At 71.9% G+C, this 17,672-nt stretch carries 11 protein-coding genes and 1 pseudogene; 7 read left to right on the plus strand and 5 right to left on the minus strand.

Annotated elements, in window-relative coordinates; all coding sequences use genetic code 11:
• Window positions 1-12: 12 nt before the first annotated feature.
• Window positions 13-1,125, minus strand: coding sequence for a LacI family DNA-binding transcriptional regulator (locus FLV34_RS25440; RefSeq protein WP_205830648.1), 1,113 nt, complete (start codon window positions 1,123-1,125; stop codon window positions 13-15).
• Between the two features lie 278 nt (window positions 1,126-1,403).
• Between FLV34_RS25440 and FLV34_RS25445 the strand changes: the two genes are divergently transcribed.
• From FLV34_RS25445 to FLV34_RS25465, 5 genes are all read left to right on the plus strand, one after another.
• Window positions 1,404-2,312, plus strand: a complete 909-nt coding sequence (locus tag FLV34_RS25445) for a carbohydrate ABC transporter permease (protein ID WP_260617389.1) — start codon at window positions 1,404-1,406, stop codon at window positions 2,310-2,312.
• 3 nt (window positions 2,313-2,315) lie between these two features.
• On the plus strand, window positions 2,316-3,251 hold the full coding sequence (locus tag FLV34_RS25450; RefSeq protein ID WP_142649677.1) for a carbohydrate ABC transporter permease: 936 nt from the start codon (window positions 2,316-2,318) through the stop codon (window positions 3,249-3,251).
• A 71-nt stretch (window positions 3,252-3,322) separates the two neighbouring features.
• Window positions 3,323-4,678: a sugar ABC transporter substrate-binding protein gene (locus FLV34_RS25455; protein ID WP_261985896.1), complete on the plus strand. Its 1,356-nt coding sequence runs from the start codon at window positions 3,323-3,325 to the stop codon at window positions 4,676-4,678.
• A gap of 498 nt (window positions 4,679-5,176) precedes the next feature.
• Window positions 5,177-5,401: an RICIN domain-containing protein gene (locus FLV34_RS25460; protein WP_147944279.1), complete on the plus strand. Its 225-nt coding sequence runs from the start codon at window positions 5,177-5,179 to the stop codon at window positions 5,399-5,401.
• 21 nt (window positions 5,402-5,422) lie between these two features.
• Window positions 5,423-7,462, plus strand: a complete 2,040-nt coding sequence (locus FLV34_RS25465; RefSeq protein ID WP_222709619.1) for a beta-galactosidase — start codon at window positions 5,423-5,425, stop codon at window positions 7,460-7,462.
• A 111-nt stretch (window positions 7,463-7,573) separates the two neighbouring features.
• Here the strand turns inward: FLV34_RS25465 and FLV34_RS25470 are convergent, their stop codons facing one another.
• The 4 genes and pseudogenes from FLV34_RS25470 to FLV34_RS25485 all read right to left on the minus strand — a co-directional run bounded on the left by FLV34_RS25470 (window position 7,574) and on the right by FLV34_RS25485 (window position 10,574).
• On the minus strand, window positions 7,574-8,233 hold the full coding sequence (locus FLV34_RS25470) for a 1,4-alpha-glucan branching protein (protein ID WP_147944280.1): 660 nt from the start codon (window positions 8,231-8,233) through the stop codon (window positions 7,574-7,576).
• A 173-nt stretch (window positions 8,234-8,406) separates the two neighbouring features.
• Window positions 8,407-9,243: an SDR family oxidoreductase gene (locus tag FLV34_RS25475; protein ID WP_147944281.1), complete on the minus strand. Its 837-nt coding sequence runs from the start codon at window positions 9,241-9,243 to the stop codon at window positions 8,407-8,409.
• Between the two features lie 333 nt (window positions 9,244-9,576).
• A pseudogene (locus FLV34_RS25480) lies at window positions 9,577-9,771 on the minus strand (4-oxalocrotonate tautomerase family protein); the annotation flags it as partial.
• Window positions 9,772-9,971: 200 nt separating this feature from the next.
• Window positions 9,972-10,574: a dihydrofolate reductase family protein gene (locus tag FLV34_RS25485; RefSeq protein ID WP_142649683.1), complete on the minus strand. Its 603-nt coding sequence runs from the start codon at window positions 10,572-10,574 to the stop codon at window positions 9,972-9,974.
• Between the two features lie 42 nt (window positions 10,575-10,616).
• Here FLV34_RS25485 and FLV34_RS25490 point away from each other — a divergent pair, with 42 nt between their 5' ends.
• The gene (locus FLV34_RS25490) at window positions 10,617-13,262 is read left to right on the plus strand and encodes a LuxR C-terminal-related transcriptional regulator (protein ID WP_147944283.1); all 2,646 of its coding nucleotides are present in this window, start codon (window positions 10,617-10,619) and stop codon (window positions 13,260-13,262) included.
• Between the two features lie 463 nt (window positions 13,263-13,725).
• Window positions 13,726-17,586 carry a LamG-like jellyroll fold domain-containing protein gene (locus FLV34_RS25495; protein WP_222709620.1) on the plus strand — a complete coding sequence of 1,287 codons (3,861 nt, stop codon included), beginning with the start codon at window positions 13,726-13,728 and terminating at the stop codon, window positions 17,584-17,586.
• The last annotated feature ends 86 nt before the right edge of the window (window positions 17,587-17,672 follow it).

A 17,672-nucleotide genomic window follows, 5' to 3' on the forward strand; every position in this document is an offset into this window, starting at 1 on the left:
GCCGGAAGGACCTCATGACGCGGCGTCCCGTCCGCCGGCGCGCGGCGGCGCCGTGCTCTCGCGGACGACCAGCCGGGTGGGGACCAGCTCGGTGCCGGGCCGGGACGTGCCGCCCTCGCGGATCTGCCGCAGGACCCCCTGGACGCACCGCCGCCCCACCTCGGCGAAGTCCTGGTGGACGGTCGTCAGCGGAGGCACGAAGCAGGAGGCGTCGGGGATGTCGTCGAAGCCGACCACGCTGACGTCGGCGGGCACCGCCAGCCCCCGCTCGTGGAAGGCGCGCAGCAGGCCGAGGGCCATCTGGTCGTTGGAGGCGAACACCGCCGTGCAGCTCGGCTCGGCGGCCAGCTCCAGCCCGGCCTCGTAGCCCGACTCCGCCGACCAGTCGCCGTGCAGCGGCGGGGGCACGGGCCGCCCGGCCTCCCGCAGGGCCACGCGCCAGGCCTGCTCGCGGCGCTGGCTGGCGAAGGACGTCTGGGGGCCGGTGACGTGCCAGACCGTCTCATGCCCCAGGTCGAGGAGGTGGCGTACGGCGAGCCGGGCGCCTTCCGCCTGGTCGGTGTCGACGACGCTGTAGCGGTCTCCGGCGTCGGAGTCCACGACGACGACGTGGACTCCGGGAGGAAGCGTCACCGTGCCGGCGTCGAGCAGGTGGATCTCGATGATGACGATGACGGCGTCGACCGCCAGCTCGCCCATCCTGGTGAACGCGCCCAGCACGTTGTCCTGGGTGGGGATGCCGATGGGGATCAGCGTGATCGCGTAGCCCTCGGCCGCGGCGTGGGTGGCGATGGCCTCCACAGTGCGGCTGTTGCCGGTCGAGGCCAGCCCGAAAAGGATCACGCCGATCGTGTTGAACTGGCCGTAGCGCAGCGCCCGGGCGGCGCTGTTGGGGCGGTATCCCAGCTCCCGCATCGCCGCGAGCACCTGTTCGCGGGTCGCGCCGACGACGCCGGGGTGGCCGTTGGCGACCCGCGAGACCGTCTGGGACGAGACACCCGCGAGCTTGGCCACGTCGGCCATGGAGACCCGCTGCTTGCGACGCCCGCCCGGGATGCCCGAGCCGCCCCGCTGTGCGCCGCCGACCGCCGCCGGCGCCTGCCGGGCCGGGCCGTCCGGATTCATTCCTGTGTCGCTCCCGCCTGCTCGCCCTCGTCGCCGGAGATCGTACGCCGTGATCCACCGGGGTGTGACCTGGGGAGCCTCTTGACCTCTCGTGGGACGAGTGCCACCATACCGCAGCAGAAGTTTACGTAAACATAACCTCGGCGACTCAGGAAATCACCCTCTGTCACAACTGGGCGGGACTCGTTCGATCATGATGTTTACGTAAACATGCTCGCGATGTTCACGTAAACAGGAGAGTCACGGCCGGTAACCACGCCGCGGAGAGGAGCGAGCCGGTGGTCTCGGAAGGGTATTCGAACGTCCGGGGAGGGTTGGCCGGCAGAGGCCGATCATGGATCGGCTGGCAGTTCGTCGGGCCGTTCATGGCGGTCTTCGCGCTGGTGTTCCTGGCTCCGATCGCCTACTCGATCTACCTGAGCCTGTTCCGCACCCGGCTGATCGGCGGGACGTCCTTCGTCGGGGCCGACAACTACCTCGACGTCCTGCAGGACCCGCAGTTCTGGTCGGCGTTCGGGCGCGTCGCGCTCTTCCTGGTCGTCCAGGTGCCGATCATGCTGTTCCTCGCGCTGCTGGTCGCGCTCGCGATCGACAGCGGCAGGCTGTACGGCACGGCGTTCTTCCGGATCTCGGTGTTCCTGCCGTACGCGGTGCCCGCGGTCGTCGCCACGCTGATGTGGGGCTTCATGTACGGCGCCAGGTTCGGCCTGATCGGCAACATCAACGAGGCGTTCGGGCTCTCACTGCCCGACCCGCTGTCGCCCGACCTGGTCCTGGCGTCCATCGGCAACATCGTGACCTGGGAGTTCGTGGGTTACAACATGCTGATCCTCTATTCGGCGCTCAAGGTGGTGAACCCCTCGCTGTACGAGGCCGCCGCGCTCGACGGGGCGGGCCAGCTCCGGATCATCTGGGCGATCAAGCTGCCCGCGCTGCGCGGCGCGCTGGTGATCGCCACGATCTTCTCGATCATCGGCAGCTTCCAGCTGTTCAACGAGCCGAGCATCCTCAAGACGATCGCGCCGAACTCGGTCACCACCTACTTCACGCCGAACTTCTACGCCTACTCGCTGTCCTTCGCGGGCCAGCAGTTCAACTACTCGGCGACGGTCGCCATCGTCATGGGGATCATCACGATGATCGTCGCCTACATCGTCCAGCTGCGCGGCATGCGGAAGGCGGTCTGAGCCATGGCGACCTCCACTCCCAGGGCAGGCCGGGCGTCCCGGCCGGCGGCGGCCACGGGCCGCGGCCCTCTGGTCATCCGGCGGCGCCGATCCTCGCAGGGCCGCCGCAGCGCGACGCTGACCGTGCTGACCGCGCTCATGCTCGTCTACACGCTCCTCCCCCTGGCGTGGCTGGTGATCAACGCCACCAAGACCCAGGAAAAGCTGCTGGGCTCCTTCGGCCTGTGGTTCAGCGGCGACTTCGCCCTGTTCGACAACATCCGCACGACCTTCACGTACAACGACGGGATCTTCGTCCGCTGGCTGCTCAACACCCTGCTGTACGTGGTCGCCGGGGCGGGCGGCGCGACCCTGCTGGCGACGCTTGCGGGCTACGGGCTGGCGAAGTTCGACTTCCCCGGCAAGAAGGCGGTGTTCGCCGTGGTCATCGGGGCGGTGGCGGTGCCCGGCACCGCGCTCGCCGTGCCCACGTTCCTGATGTTCGCGAAGATGGGCCTGACCGACACCCCGTGGTCGATCATCATCCCGTCGCTGGTCTCGCCGTTCGGCCTCTATCTGATGTGGACCTTCGCCAACGACGCCGTGCCCAAGGAGATCCTGGAGTCGGCGCGGGTGGACGGCTCGGGCGAGTTCCGCACCTTCTTCCGCATCAGCCTGCCGCTGCTGGCGCCCGGCCTGGTCACGGTCCTGCTGTTCAACGTGGTCGCGACCTGGAACAACTACTTCCTGCCACTGATCATGCTGAAGAACCCCGACTGGTATCCGCTCACGGTCGGCCTGAAGGAATGGAACCAGCAGGCCCTCACGGCGGGCGGCGAGGCCGTCTTCAACCTCGTGATCACCGGTTCGCTGATCACCATCATCCCGCTGATCGCGGCGTTCCTGCTGCTGCAGCGCTACTGGCAGTCGGGCCTGGCCGCCGGAAGCGTCAAGGAATGACGGGCGGCGCACGGCACCGCCCCTTCGACGTCTGTCTCCTCGGATAACCCAGAAAGGCACATCCCATGGCGATGAACCGCCGTCACGCCCTGCTGCTGGGCGCGGCCCTGACCGTGTCGCTCACCGCCGCCGCCTGCGGCTCCGGCGACGACGGCTCCTCCTCGGGCGCCGGCGCGGCCGCCCCCGCGGCGTCCGCGGCCGTCTCCGACGCCGACATCCAGAAGGCCCTCGACACCGGCGGCTCCATCACCGTCTGGGCGTGGGAGCCGACGCTCAAGCAGGTCGTCGCGGACTTCCAGGCCAAGTATCCGAAGGTCAAGGTCAACCTCGTCAACGCGGGCACCGGCAACGACCAGTACACCGCCCTCCAGAACGCGATCAAGGCCGGCTCGGGAGTCCCGGACGTCGCCCAGGTGGAGTACTACGCCCTGCCGCAGTTCGCCCTCGCCAAGTCGGTCACCGACCTCGCCACCCTGGGCGCGGGCAAGCTCGACGGCACCTTCACCCCCGGCCCGTGGAGCTCCGTCCACGTCGGCAACGGCATCTACGGCCTGCCCATGGACTCCGGCCCGATGGCGCTGTTCTACAACAAGGACGTCTTCGACAAGTACGACCTCAAGGTGCCCACCACCTGGGACGAGTACCTGGCGGACGCCGAGAAGCTGCACCAGGCCAACCCGAAGGCGTACATCACCAACGACACCGGTGACGCGGGCTTCACCACCAGCATGATCTGGCAGGCGGGCGGCAAGCCGTACACGGTCGACGGCACCACGGTCGGGATCGACTTCGCCGAGCCGGGCACGCAGAAGTTCACCGGCCTCTGGCAGAAGCTGATCGACGGCAAGCTGGTCGCGCCGACCAGCAGCTGGAGCGACGCCTGGTATCAGGGCCTGGGCGACGGCACCATCGCCACCCTGGTCATCGGCGCCTGGATGCCCGCCAACCTCGAGTCCGGCGTCAAGGCCGGGGCAGGCAAGTGGCGGGTCGCGCCCATGCCGCAGTGGGAGGCCGGTGGCAGGGCCACCTCCGAGAACGGCGGCAGCTCGCTCGCGATCCCCGAGGCCAGCGCCAACAAGAACCTCGCCTACGCCTTCCTCAAGTACGCGAACGTCGACGAAGGGGTGCAGACCCGGGTGGACGGCGGCGCCTTCCCCGCCACCACCGCCCAGCTCCAGGACCAGAAGTTCCAGGACAAGGAGTTCCCCTACTTCGGCGGCCAGAAGGTCAACCAGGTGCTCGCCGAGTCGGCCTCCCAGGTCGTGAGCGGCTGGTCCTACCTGCCGTTCCAGGTCTACGCCAACAGCATCTTCAACGACACGGTCGGCAAGGCGTACACCTCCTCCACCCCGCTGCGGGACGGCCTGAAGGCCTGGCAGGACGCCTCGCTGAAGTACGGCGAGGAGCAGGGCTTCACCATCAAGTAGCGGTCGCCGAGGTCACCGGCCCGTCGCCGCCGCCGTTCCGCGGGGGAGCACAGCGACAGCGACGGGCCGGGGCGAGCTTCAAGGCGGTGCCCTCACGGCGGTGCCCCCAACGTCATGGCCCCGGAGGCATGGCCCCGCAGCCATGGCCCCGCAGCCATGGGCCCGGAGTCATGAGCCCGGAGTCATGGGCCCGGAGTCATGGCCCGAGGCCGCTCCCGGCCGACGCGTCCCTCGCACCGCCCACCGCCCGCGCCCACCGCCCGCGCCCACCGCCCGCGCCCACCCTCGCAACCTCACAACGCGCCATCGCGACCGAAGCGTCGCAACCGCAAGGCCGCGACCGCAAGGCCACAACCGCAAGGGCGCAGTCGCACGCCACCACCACACGACCGCATCACCGCATATGTACTTCCGCGGCGCCGCCGACCGGCGGCGCCGTCCCGGCCACCGGCAGCCGATCCCCGGGCCGCCGGTCCTCCCCCCGCGAAAGGAAGCACCATGCACGCCCACCCCCGCAACAACCTCGGAACGCGCTCCCATCGCCGTCCACTCCCCTGCGCGCTCACAGCACTGGCCGTCGTCTCCGCGGGCGTACTCACCGATGCGACGCCGGCCCGGTCCGGCATGCGCCTGGACGCCGGCCAGGCCCGCACCTCCGACGGCACCCCGGCCGTCCTGTGGGCCCGCGACGGCGGCGCCGACCGGCAATGGAAGACCACGTAACCATCATTCGAAGGAGTCGCTGTGAACGCTGACCGGCACCGTTGGGTGCGCTGGCCGTCCGACCCCGGACGGGCCCGCCTGGGGTTCGGGGCCGACTACAACCCCGAGCAGTGGCCCCGGGAGGTCTGGGACGAGGACATGCGCGCGATGCGGGCGGCCGGGGTGAACATCGTCTCCTTGGCGATCTTCTCGTGGGCGCGGATCCAGCCGAGCGAGGACGTCTGGGACTTCGACTGGCTCGACGACGCGATGGACCTGCTGCACGCCCACGGCATCGCCGTCGACCTGGCCACCGCGACGGCCTCGCCGCCGCCGTGGCTGACGGCCAAGCATCCGGAGATCCTCCCCGTGGACCGGCACGGCCGCACGCTGTGGCCGGGTGCGCGGCAGCACTGGCGGCCGACCTCCCCCGTCTTCCGGGAGCACGCGCTGCGGCTGACCCGGGCCCTCGCGGAGCGCTACGCCGGTCACCCCACCCTCGCCGCCTGGCACGTCTCCAACGAGCTCGGCTGCCACAACGTCTACGACTTCTCCGACGACGCCGCGGCCGCCTTCCGCGCGTGGCTGCGGGCCCGGTACGGCACGCTCGACGAGCTGAACCGCGCCTGGGCGACCTCGTTCTGGTCCCAGCGCTACAGCGACTGGTCGCAGATCCTGCCGCCGCGCCTGGCCGCCTCCTACCCCAACCCCACCCAGCAGCTCGACTTCGCGCGGTTCTCCTCCGACGCGCTGAAAGACCACCTGCGCGCGGAGCGGGACATCCTGCGCGAGCTGACCCCGGACGTCCCCGTGACCACGAACTTCATGGTCATGGGCGAGACCAAGGGCATGGACTACGCCGACTGGGCCCGGGAGGTCGACTTCGTCTCCAACGACCACTACGTGCTGACCGGCCCCCAGGCTCAGGACGAGCTGTCCTTCTCGGCCAACCTCACCGGCTCGCTCGCCGGCGGCCGGCCGTGGTTCCTGATGGAGCACTCCACCAGCGCGGTCAACTGGCAGCCGGTCAACCTGGCGAAGCGGCCCGGCGGCATGGCCCGCGACTCGCTCACCCACGTCGGCTACGGCGCCGACGCGGTCTGCTTCTTCCAGTGGCGGCAGTCGGCGGGCGGGGCCGAGAAGTACCACTCGGCGATGGTGCCCCACGCCGGCACCGACAGCGAGGTGTTCCGTTCGGTCGCCGACCTGGGCGCCACGCTGGCCGCCCTCGCGCCGGTCGCGGGCACCCGGCGGCGGCGCGCCCCCGTGGCGATCGCGTTCGACTGGGACTCGTGGTGGGCCAGCGAGCTGGACTCCCACCCCACCTCGCTGCTGCGCTACCGCCAGGAGGCCCTCGACTGGTACACCGCGTTCCTCGACGCGGGCGTCCGCGCGGACGTGGTCGGCGTGGACGACGACCTCAGCGGCTATCGGCTGCTCGTGGCCCCGATCCTGCACGTCGTGCCCGCCGCCCTGGCCCGGCGGCTGGAGGGCTACGTCGCCTCCGGCGGCCACCTCGTCACCACGTACTTCTCCGGCATCGTCGACGAGAACGACCACGTGTGGCTCGGCGGCTACCCCGGCGCCCTGCGCGACCTGCTCGGCATCAGGATCGAGGAGTTCGGCCCCCTGCTGGACGGCGAGTCCGTCGAGCTCGACCTCGGCGTGTCCGGCACGCTGTGGACCGACCGGATCGACATCACCGACCCGGACGCCGAGGTCGTGGCGACGTACAAGACCGGCGACCACGCGGGCCGCCCCGCCGTCACGACGCGCCGTACGGGAGCGGGCTCGGCGTCGTACGTCTCCACCCGCCTGGGCCCGGAGGGCCTGGGGGTCGTCCTTCCTCACCTGCTGGACGTCGCGGGGGTCTCCTCGGAGCTGCCGCCCGAGGCCCGCGGGCTCGTGGACGTCGCCGTCCGCACCGACGGGACGGACGACTACTGGTTCGTGATCAACCGCACCGACCGGCACGTCGACGTGTCCGCGATCCCCGGCGACCCCCTCCGCGGCCCGGCCCTGGCTCAGGACGCGACCCTGGCTCCCCGGCAGGTCCGCATCCTGCGGCGGCCCCGCGCGTAGCCACCGGCCTCCCCCGGCGAGGCGGCTCGCCGGGGGCGCGATCAGCGGGGCGCGATCAGCAGGGCACGATCAGTGGGGGGCGATCAGCAGGGGGCGATCAGCGGGACGGGATCAGCGGGGCGCGTCGAGGACGACGACGTACACGCCGCGGGCCTCGGTCTCGTCGTGCAGCCGCCAGCCGGCCGTGACGTGACCCCGGGTTCTCCCGGCGTCCGCTTCGCCGGGCCGCATGACGCGGGTGAAGCGCAGGGTCAGCCGTCCGCCGCCGTCGCCGTCCACGACGATGTCGGTGGCGTGCGGCCCGTCGGCCACGCCGGTCAGCCGGACAGGGCCCGGCACCGGGGCTCCCGTGAGGCTCGCGACGACCGAGGGGTCGGGGGTGTCGCTCACGCTCTGGTGCTGCGGCTCGGCGTCGCCGTGGAGCAGGGCGTGGAGCTGCGCGACGAGGACCGGGTCGTGGGTGCCGTCGTAGACCCACCGCGGTCCCAGCACGCCGTGCTCCGCCGTACCGATGAGGGCGTGGGCGGTGTCCTCCAGCGGCGCCCCTCGATAGGTGAGCGGCACGTGATAGGAGACCGACCGGTCGCCGGACACGTCGGTGACCACCATGAAGTCGATGCCGACCTCGCCCTTCGGGTCGTCGAGCCGGAAGCCGCCGCCCTTCAGCAGCTCCGGCCGCCCCTCGCCTTCGTACCAGGGCCGGGTGGGAAGCCAGGACGTGAGCAGCTCCAGCTTGGTGGGCGTCAAGGTGGTGCGATGGATGACTGCCATAGCGTGAAGCCCCTTCGTCGACGTCCTGTGTCTCGTGCTCCCCGGCGTCACGGCCGGGGGCGGATCATCGTCTCACACGCCCCTCGGCGGCTCTCCATGTGCTCCCCGACCAGTACGGACCCGCGCGGGGGCGGGGTCGGGTGACCCACGCCCCCAGGCGGCCTTGCATGGTGCTATCCGGCGAAGTCCGCGACGTGGTCGCGGACCCAGGTGGCGAAGGTGCGGGGAGCGCGGCCGGTGACCTGTTCGACGGTGCCGGTCAGGTGTACGGGCCTGCCGTCTTTGGCCTGCCAGTAGTCCAGCAGGGCGTCCGCGTAGGGAGCGGGGATGTAGTCGGCCATCTCCCGCTTCCAGTCCTCCCGGGTGACGTGGCGGACGGCGATCGGCCGGCCGGTGATCTCGGCGAGCCGCTCGATCTGTTCGGTGAACGTGAGGCTCTCCGGGCCGGTCAGGTGGAGATGCCGGCCCCGGTGGCGTGGGTCGGCGAGCACGGTGAAGGCCACTTCGGCGAGATCCCGTTCGTGGATGGGGTCGGTGTGGGCGCCCGGGTAGGGCAGGCTCACCGGGCGTCCGGCCCTGATGGGCCAGGCCCAGGCGCCCGCGTTCCCGGCGAAGGAGCCGGGGCGCAGGATCGTGGTGGTGAGCGGTGCCGCGAGCAGCGCGGTCTCGACGTCGAGATGCGACGTGGCCAGCGGGTCGCCGGCCGCGCCGGGCTCCAGCACGCCGGAGGACGACAGCAGCACGACATGCTCGACCCCCGCCGTGACGGCGATGTCGGCGAACTCCGCGATGTGCGAGGGCTCGGCGTACAGGAAGACCTCGGTGACGCCGTCGAGAGCGGCCGGGAAGGTCGCGGGATCGCGGAGGTCGCAGGTGACGGCCGTGACGCCGTCGGGGACCCGCAGCCGCTCGGGGTCGCGGGAGGCCACCCGCACGGGGCGGCCGGCCTCGACCAGCAGGGTCAGCAGGTGGGTGGCGACCGCGCCGCGGCCTCCGGTGACGAGAATCATGGAAATACTCCGGTGATCGGTACGGATTCGACTGCGGCCGCCTTCCGGAAGCGTGGAAGGCGCGGTGGGCCTGCGGTCATGCCGGTCGTCGCCGAGGGCGGGATGCCGCTCGGCCTCGCCGCGAGCCTCGACCGGACCGATCTCCAGACGGCCGCCGACGGTCACGAGGTCCGATGCGCGTGAGGACAAGGACGCGGGCATGGCAGGGCACACTCTCCGCTGAGAGATCCAGACAGCCCGTGCTGAGGCTGTCGTGCCGGCCGGATGTCCCGACACGCTCGCGAACGAGCGCTGCACCTTACGATCAGGAAATTAGCACGAATCGCCGCATGATCAGTCCGCGCGTTCGCTGATGGTGACGTCTCCGGCGGCCCAGTGGGTGGCCGGGACCTCGCGGACGATGACGCGTACGGAGGCCGGTGGAACGTCGAGGGCGCGGACGGCGGCCTCGTGGAGTTCGTGGATGAGGGCCCGGATGGTCTCGGGCGAGCGGCCCTCGACCAGGGATATCTCGATCAGCGGCATGTCAGGGCTCCGTCGTGAGGCAGACGGTGCCGAGGGTAGTGAAGGCGGCTCGGACGCGGGTGCCGGGCGTCAGCCGGACGGCGTCCAGCAGCCCGCCGGGGCCAAGGCGGCCTCCGGCGTGCCGCTGCCCGCCCAGACCGTGCTCCGGGCCGCGTACGAGCCGGCCAGAGGGCAGATCTGGGGAAACCAGCCGGCGACGCGGCTCAGTCGCCGTCGCGGACCTTGTCGTACAGCAGGCACAGCGCCCCGCTCGCGGCCTGCGTGGCGGAGACGAGCCGCCAGCCGGTGGCGGGAAGGCCGTCGGCGAACAGGCGGGGCCCGTCGCCGACCAGCTCGGGCGCGAGCGTGATGCTCAGCCGGTCGAGCTCTCCGGCCCGCAGCAGGGCCTGGATGACGCTGGTGCTGGCCGGCACGACGATGTCGCCGCCGTCCTGCTGCCGCAGCTCCTTCACGACCTCGGCGGGGCCGGCGGCGGCGATGCGGGAGTTCTGCCATGGCGCCTCGGTGAGCGTGGTGGAGAAGACGATCTTCTCGACGGTGTTCAGCCACCGGGAGAAGGCCCGGTCGCGGGGGTCGGCCGACTCGTCGTCGGCCACGGCGGGCCAGAAGCCGCCGAAGCCCTGGTAGTTCCTGCGGCCCAGCAGCGCGGTGGTGGCCCCGGAGGTCACCTTCACCATGTGGTCGCGGGCCGCGTCGCTGACGGCGTGGGGGACGATCCAGCCCATGTCGTACTCGCCGCCGGGGCCGTGGATCCGGCCGTCGAGCGAGAGGGTGATGTTGCCGATTACGGTGCGGTTCGCTGTCATGAGGCGAGTCTCGCCGGGGCGGCAGTGGCTAACATCGGCCAGATGGCCGATATGCCCGACGCGAACCTGGCCGACGACGGCGCTCCGCCGCCGGAGCTGACCTCGTTCGTCGGCCGCCGGGCCGAGCTGCACGTGATCGGGAAGGCCCTGGGCGAGTCGCGGCTGGTCACCCTGACCGGCGCGGGCGGCTGCGGCAAGACCCGGCTGGCGGCCCGGCTCGCCGCGCGGCCGGCGCGCCCGCCGCGCGACGGCGTGTGGTGGGCGGACCTCGCGCAGGAGACCGACCCGGCGGCGGTGCCGCGCCTCGTCGCGACGGTCCTGCGGGTGCTCCTGGCCGGCGACTCCGACGAGACCGCCGCGCTGTCCAGGCAGCTGCGCGAGCGCGAGCTGCTCCTGGTGCTCGACAACTGCGAGCACCTGCTGGACGGCGTCGCCGGGGTGGTGGCGGGCCTGCTGCGCCACTGCCCGCACGTCACCGTCCTGGCGACCAGCCGGGAGCCGCTCGGCCTGCCCGGCGAGCTGGTCTGGCGGGTCCCGCCCCTGGACGCCCACGACGCGGTCGCCCTCTTCCTCGACCGCGGCCACGACGTTCCGCGCACCGAGGAGGCCCTTGCCGCGGTGCGCGACATCTGCGCCCGCTTGGACGGCATCCCTCTCGCGCTGGAGCTGGCCGCCGCCTGGACCGGCACGCTGACGCCCCAGGAGATTCACGCCGAGCTAAACGACCGGTTCTCGATCCTGGTCGCCGCTCACCAGGGGGCGCCGCCGCGGCACCGTACGCTGGCGGCGTCCATGGCCTGGAGCCACGACCTGCTTGAGGAGCGCGACCAGGTGCTGTTCCGGCGGCTGGGCGTGTTCGAGCCGGGCTTCACCCTCGCCGCCGCCGAGGGCGTGCTGGACGGCCATGACCGAGTGGAGGTGCTCACCGGACTGCGCCGGCTGATCGACAAGTCGCTGCTGCTGGCCGAGACCCGCATGGGCGTCACCCGCTATCGGATGCTGTCCTCGGTCAGACGGTACGCGTGGGAGCGGCTCGCCGAGGCGGGCGAGCTCGACACCGTACGCGACCGGCACGTGACCGTCTGCCTGGCCCTGGTGCGGGAGGCCGCCCCGCTGCTGGACGGCGACAAGGACACCTGGCGGGCCAGGATGCGCGAGGACTATCCCAACCTGCGCGCGGCGATCGAATGGGGCCTGTCCGGCGACCGTCCCGAGCAGGCTCGTCATCTGGCGGCCGGGCTGGCCTGGCTGTGGCACCTGGAAGGGCGGCTCGTGGAGGGCCTGGGGCTGCTCCGGCTGGCGGCCGAGCGGAGCGCCGGCGAGCACAGCGCACTGCAGGCCCGCGTGCTCACCGGCCTGGCGCTCGTCGCCGACACCACGCACCCGGCCGGGCTGGAGTTCGACGCGGCCGACGCCGCCCGGGCCATGGCGCTCGACCACGGCGACCTGCGGACCGCCTGCCTGGCGGGGTCCCTCGGCGCCATCGGCATGCTGTTCACCTCTCCGGACGAGGCGCGGGTGCGGGCCGCCGCCGTACGCGAGGAGGCCGTCGCGGCCGGCGACGCCTTCGTGGCCGACGCCGCGCAGGTCCTCGCCGGGCTGGTCCACCACATGAGGGAGGAGCATCGCCAGGCGCTGGCGGCGATGGAAACGCCGGTCCGCGGCCTGCTGCGGCGCGGCGACCGCGGCGTGGCGGCGCTGGCGCTCGGCCTGATGGCCCTCGGCAGCGCCTTTCTCGGCGAGCTGCACCGGGCCAGGGCGCTGGCGGAGCAGGCGGTCGAGGTCGCCGCCCCGCTCGCCGACTACCACCGCGCCGGTACGGCTCGCGCGATCCTCGCCCGCGTGTGCCACCTGCAGGGGGACGACAAGGCAGCCGGGCTCGCCCTCGACCCGGTCATCCGGCTGGTGGACCAGGCGCCCTCGGCGCCCTTCGTGCCGGGGCTCGCGTTGACGATCGGGCGGCTCTGCCTGAGCAGGGGCGAACCGGTGCGGGCGGCCGAGTGGTTCAGGAGCGAGACGGCCTGGCGCGGCGCCGAGCAGCCCGACGAGCTGCTGACCCCGGAGACCCGCATCGCCCTGGCGGCGGCGCTGCGTCAGGCCGGCGACCCGGAGGGCGCAGCCCGTGCCTGCGCGGCCGGCCTCGACGCCGCCGAGGCCCTGGGGATGCCGCGCCTGATCGCCGACGCCCTGGAGCAGCAGGCGTTCCTCAATGAGGCGCGCGCCGTCGCGCTGCATCTGGAGGCCCTGCGCCTGCGCGCCGCCAACGACCTCCGGCCGGCCTGCATCGACAGCCTGGAGGCCCTGGCGGCGCTGGCCGACGCCACCACCGGGGCCCGGATCATGGGCGCGTGCGACCGGGCCAGGGAGGAGCTCGGCTACCCCCGGCCGCACCGGCCGGGCGTCGTGTCCGATCCGGAGGGCCGCCGGATGGAGCTGGAGGAGGCCGTCGCCTTCACCCGCCGCGCGCACGGCGGACGCCGCCGTCCGGCCACCGGCTGGGCCGCCCTCACCCCCGCGGAGCAGGAGGTCGTACGGCTGGCCGCGGCGGGCCTGTCCAACCCCGAGATCGGCGGCCGGTTGTTCATGAGCCGCAGCACGGTCAAGACCCACCTGGCGCACGTTTACGCGAAGCTCGGCGTGGCCAACCGCACCGAGCTGGCCGCGCTGCACCGCGAGCACGACCGCTGAGACACCGGACCACCGAGACACCGGACCACCGAGACACCGGCCGGCGCGGGCCCGGGAAACGGCGGCACAGCGATCCGGCGACGCGGGGGCGCGGGATGCCGGGGTACAGAGGCGCGGAGGCGCAAGGGTGCGGGGGCCGCAGAGCGCGGGGGTGCCGGGGGCCGCGGGGCGTGAAGCGCGGAGGCGCGACCACAGCGGTCCCGGCGGGGCCGCTCCCCGGTGACCCAACGTGAGTGCCCGCTTGCCGTGACAGGAACTCCGCGGCGGAGGTCTGGTACGCCGACGCACATTGTGTGCACCAAAGTGTCAATTTGTCTGATCTGCTGCTCGCATATTACTTATGTGCGCTTTATGTCGAGAAGATGACTAGACCTCCTTATTGGGCGAAAAGATTTCGTTGACAGGGGTGGACTGTAAACGTTTAATGTTGGCGATCTTGCGGATTTCGTACGGGAGATAACTCATGTTTAGGCTTCCCGGACTGCGGAGGTGGCGTGCGCTCACCGCCGTGGTGGTGGCGGGTGTACTGGTGGGAACCGGGGCGCCCCCGGCCGCGATGGCGGCACAGGAGGAAGGTCGGACGGGATCCGACGCGGCCCCGCTCGACGGCTGGCAGCAGGCGCTGAAACGCGCGGCCGAGATCCGGGAGCCGGTCGAGGTGACCGAGGCCAGGACCGAGTTCACCACCACGTATGCCAATCCGGACGGCGAGTCGTTCCGGCTGGAGCAGTCGACCACCCCCGTCCGGGTCAAGGGGCCGGACGGCGCGTGGGTGTCCCCCGACGCGACGCTCGCCCGGCGCGCCGACGGAAGCGTGGGGCCGGTCGCCGCCGCCGTGGGCATCTCCTTCTCCGGAGGCGGCGACGGCGGGAACCTCGTCACGATGCACCGGGACGGCCGCACCCTCACGCTGGGCTGGCCGGGAACCCTGCCCGAACCGGTGCTGGACGGCCCGAACGCCACCTATCCGAACGTGCTGCCCGACGTCGACCTCAGGATGACCGCGACGACAGAGGGCTTCCGCCAGGTCCTGATCGTGAAGACTCCGCAGGCCGCGGCCAACCCCGCGCTCGCGAAGATCCGGTATGCCGTGAAGTCGTCCGGGCTCAAGGTGGAGGAGACCGCGGACGGCGGCATGTCCGCGACCGACGGCAACGCCACCGAGGTCTTCACCTCGCCTCCCGCCGCGATGTGGGACTCCACCGGGGACCCCACCGCCGGGAAGGCCGGGGCGGGCGAGGCCGCCCCGGCCGACGCCAACCCCTCCGACGCAGGCCCCTCCGACGCCGCACCCTCCGGCTCCCCACCCTCCGACGCCGCACCCTCCGGCTCCGCACCCTCCGCAAAGGGCGCCACGCCCCAGGGCGCTCCCCAGGGCGCGCCCGCGGACGGCTCGCCCGAGCCGGCCTCACCGGCGACATCACCGGCGACATCACCGGCGACGCCGCAGCCCTCGGAAGGCGCTCCGGACGAGGGGCCGGCCGCCGACGGCCCCGCTCCCGGAGCGGGGCACGCCGAGCTGCCGATCGAGGTCGGCGAGGACTCGATCACCCTCGTGCCCGACGCCGACCTGCTGCGGCAGAAGGACGAGTCGGCCTACCCCGTCTACATCGACCCGACCGTGACCTGGGGAGAGACCGACAGGACGCTGCTGCGCTCGGACGGCTACAAGTCGTACAACTGGGGCAACGGCGACGACAACGAGGGTAAGGGCGTCGGCCACTGCGGCACCTGGAGCGGCTACTACTGCGGGCCCGGATACACCCAGCGGCTGTACTTCCAGTTCTCCCCCGCGAGCCTCAAGGGCAAGCAGGTGCTGAGCGCCGCGTTCCGCGTCACCGAGTCGTGGTCGTTCCAGTGCAGCCCCCGATGGGTCGACCTGGAGCGGACCAACAACTTCACCTCGTCAACCACCTGGTCGAGCCGGCCCAAGGAGCTCGACCTGATGGTCGACCGGAACGTGTCGGCGGGCCGCGGCTCGGCCTGCAGCCCCAGCCAGCCGGCCGCGGTGATCCAGTTCAAGGACAACCCGGACGAGACCAACGAGAACCTGACCCCGACCGTGAAGGACTTCGCGGCGGGCAAGTTCTCCAAGCTCACGCTGGAGCTGCGGGCGCACGACGAGGGCGACACCTCCGCCTGGAAGCGGTTCAGGAACGACGCCGTGCTCGTCGTCGACTACGTCGGACTGCCGGCGCTGCCGACCGGCATCGGCATCGTCACCGGATCGGGCACCGTGTGCGAGACGAAGGAGTCGGCGCCCGCGATCGTCTCCAGCCCCACGCCCACTCTCGCGTCCACGCCGCAGACCGAGCCGGGCGGCGAGTCGGGCGCGATGCTCCGGGCGGCGATGGACGTCGACAAGAAGAACTCCGACGGCACCTGGACCGACGCCTTCGCCACGATGGAGCGGCCCACGACCGGGCACGTCGGCGACAACGTGAAGGTCACCGCCACCACACCGACGCTGTCGGAAGGGGTGCTGTACCGCTACCGCTCGTGGACACGCTCCTACTACAGCAACTACACCAAGCAGCTGCCGGGGCCGTCCAACGGCTCGACCACCGGATGGTGCTACTTCAAGGTCGACCCGACCGCGCCCAAGGCGCCCGTGGTCGCGCTCGGCGCGCCCTATACGCCGTGCACGACCACGAGCTGCACGCCGGCCGGCGGACCCGGGCAGAGCACCACCGTCACCTTCGGCCCGGCGTCCGGCGACACCAACAACGTCGCCTACCAATACCGCGCGTCCACCAGCTCGGCCTGGTCGTCCGACATCACCGGGGCCACCGCCAAGGTGGTGATCACCCCACCGGCCGCCGGGACGTACAGCCTGTACGTGCGGGCCAAGGACAACGTCGGCAGATACGGCGCGACCACGGTCGTCGACTTCCTGGTCGCCGCGGGCGCGGGCCCGGTCGGCAGGTGGCACTTCGACGAGGACTCCGGCGTCGCCGTCGACAAGGGCAGCGGGCACCACGACGCCACGCTCTACGGCGGCGCCGTACGGGACGCCCGGGGACGCCGCGGCGAGGTCTGGTATGACGACGCCGGCAACGCACTGGCCACCCCCAAGGTCGACAAGGGGCTGGGCCTGAACGGCACGTCGGCGTACGCCGCGACGTCCGGGCCCGTGCTGGAGACCAGGTCGGCCTACACGGTCGCCGCCTGGGTGCGGCTCGACAAGGTGAGCGACGACGGCATCGTCCTGTCGCAGGACGGCTCGGGCTACAGCCCCTTCCTGCTCTTCCACGAGAAGGACTACGGCGCCTTCTGCTTCGGCGTGAAGGAGAAGGACGAGGCGACGGGTGGGGCCTACCCCTCGGTCTGTGGCAAGAACGGCACCTCCCGGGTGAACGTCTGGACCCACCTCGCCGGCACCTACGACCCGGCGACGCAGCAGCTGAGCTTCTACATCAACGGCGTGCCGCAGGGCAGCAAGACCGCGCCGGCCCTGTGGTCGGCCCCCGGACCGTTCGAGATCGGCCGCTACAAGTGGGCCAACATCTTCCAGCACTACTTCCCCGGTTCGATCGACGAGGTCGCCGCCTGGCAGCGCGTCCTGACCCCGGAGGAGGTGGCGGCGGAGGCGCGGTCGGAGTCGCCGGCGTCCGGCCGCAACGACGTGGAGCTGGTGGCCGACTGGGACCCGGCGGGCGCCGCCGGGACGCAGCTGCCCGACTCGCTGTCGGGGTACGGCCGGGCGCTGGCGCTGGCCGGCGGGGCGTCGCTGGACGGCGAGGGCCTGGTGCTCGACGGCGTGGACGACGCCGCCACCACCGCGGGCCCGGTCGTGGACGACACCGGGTCGTTCACGGTCACCGTGAAGGTCGAGCTCGACCGAGACAAGATCGTGTCGAAGCCGATCGGGACCATCGGCCAGGTGGCCGGGCAGCGCACCGCCGACGGATCGTCGTGGGGCCTGTGGTTCGAGCTGACCGGCAAGGAGACGCAGCTCGACGACGACGGCAACGAGGTCAGCGTGCCGGTCGGCTACTGGCGCTTCGGCCGGGTCAACAAGGACGGCACGAAGACCTGGGTGAGCTCCGACACCACGGCCAGCCTGGACAGCCCGGTGCGCCTGACCGGCGTGTACGACGCCCTGGCGGCGAACGGGCGCGTGGTGCGGCTCTACGTGGGCCACGAGCAGAACGACCTCGACATGGCCTACACCGCCGTGCCCGGGTCGGGCGACTTCGCCGCAGGCAAGGGCTTCAGCGCGACCTCCTGGGGTCACTTCCTCCCCGCGAGGATCACCGATCTGCGGCTGTGGGCGGGCGCCATGGCCGATTCCGACCAGTTGGACGCCGTCATCGGCGACTGACGAAAGCCGCGGGGACCGGCCGGCCGCCGGTCCCCGCGGCTCCCGCATCTTCCCCCGGTTGGTCCGCGGGTTCTCTCGTTTCCTCT

The organism is Microbispora sp. CSR-4 (genome assembly GCF_008033685.1).
Lineage (GTDB): Bacteria > Actinomycetota > Actinomycetes > Streptosporangiales > Streptosporangiaceae > Microbispora.

What these genes read in the sequence shown, in the direction of transcription:
- FLV34_RS25440 (WP_205830648.1), bottom strand. Translation starts at nt 1,125, where the DNA reads ATGAATCCGGACGGCCCGGCCCGGCAGGCGCCGGCGGCGGTCGGCGGC.
- FLV34_RS25450 (WP_142649677.1), top strand. Translation starts at nt 2,316, where the DNA reads ATGGCGACCTCCACTCCCAGGGCAGGCCGGGCGTCCCGGCCGGCGGCG.
- FLV34_RS25455 (WP_261985896.1), top strand. Translation starts at nt 3,323, where the DNA reads ATGAACCGCCGTCACGCCCTGCTGCTGGGCGCGGCCCTGACCGTGTCG.
- FLV34_RS25460 (WP_147944279.1), top strand. Translation starts at nt 5,177, where the DNA reads ATGCACGCCCACCCCCGCAACAACCTCGGAACGCGCTCCCATCGCCGT.
- FLV34_RS25470 (WP_147944280.1), bottom strand. Translation starts at nt 8,233, where the DNA reads ATGGCAGTCATCCATCGCACCACCTTGACGCCCACCAAGCTGGAGCTG.
- FLV34_RS25475 (WP_147944281.1), bottom strand. Translation starts at nt 9,243, where the DNA reads ATGATTCTCGTCACCGGAGGCCGCGGCGCGGTCGCCACCCACCTGCTG.
- FLV34_RS25485 (WP_142649683.1), bottom strand. Translation starts at nt 10,574, where the DNA reads ATGACAGCGAACCGCACCGTAATCGGCAACATCACCCTCTCGCTCGAC.
- FLV34_RS25490 (WP_147944283.1), top strand. Translation starts at nt 10,617, where the DNA reads ATGGCCGATATGCCCGACGCGAACCTGGCCGACGACGGCGCTCCGCCG.
- FLV34_RS25495 (WP_222709620.1), top strand. Translation starts at nt 13,726, where the DNA reads ATGTTTAGGCTTCCCGGACTGCGGAGGTGGCGTGCGCTCACCGCCGTG.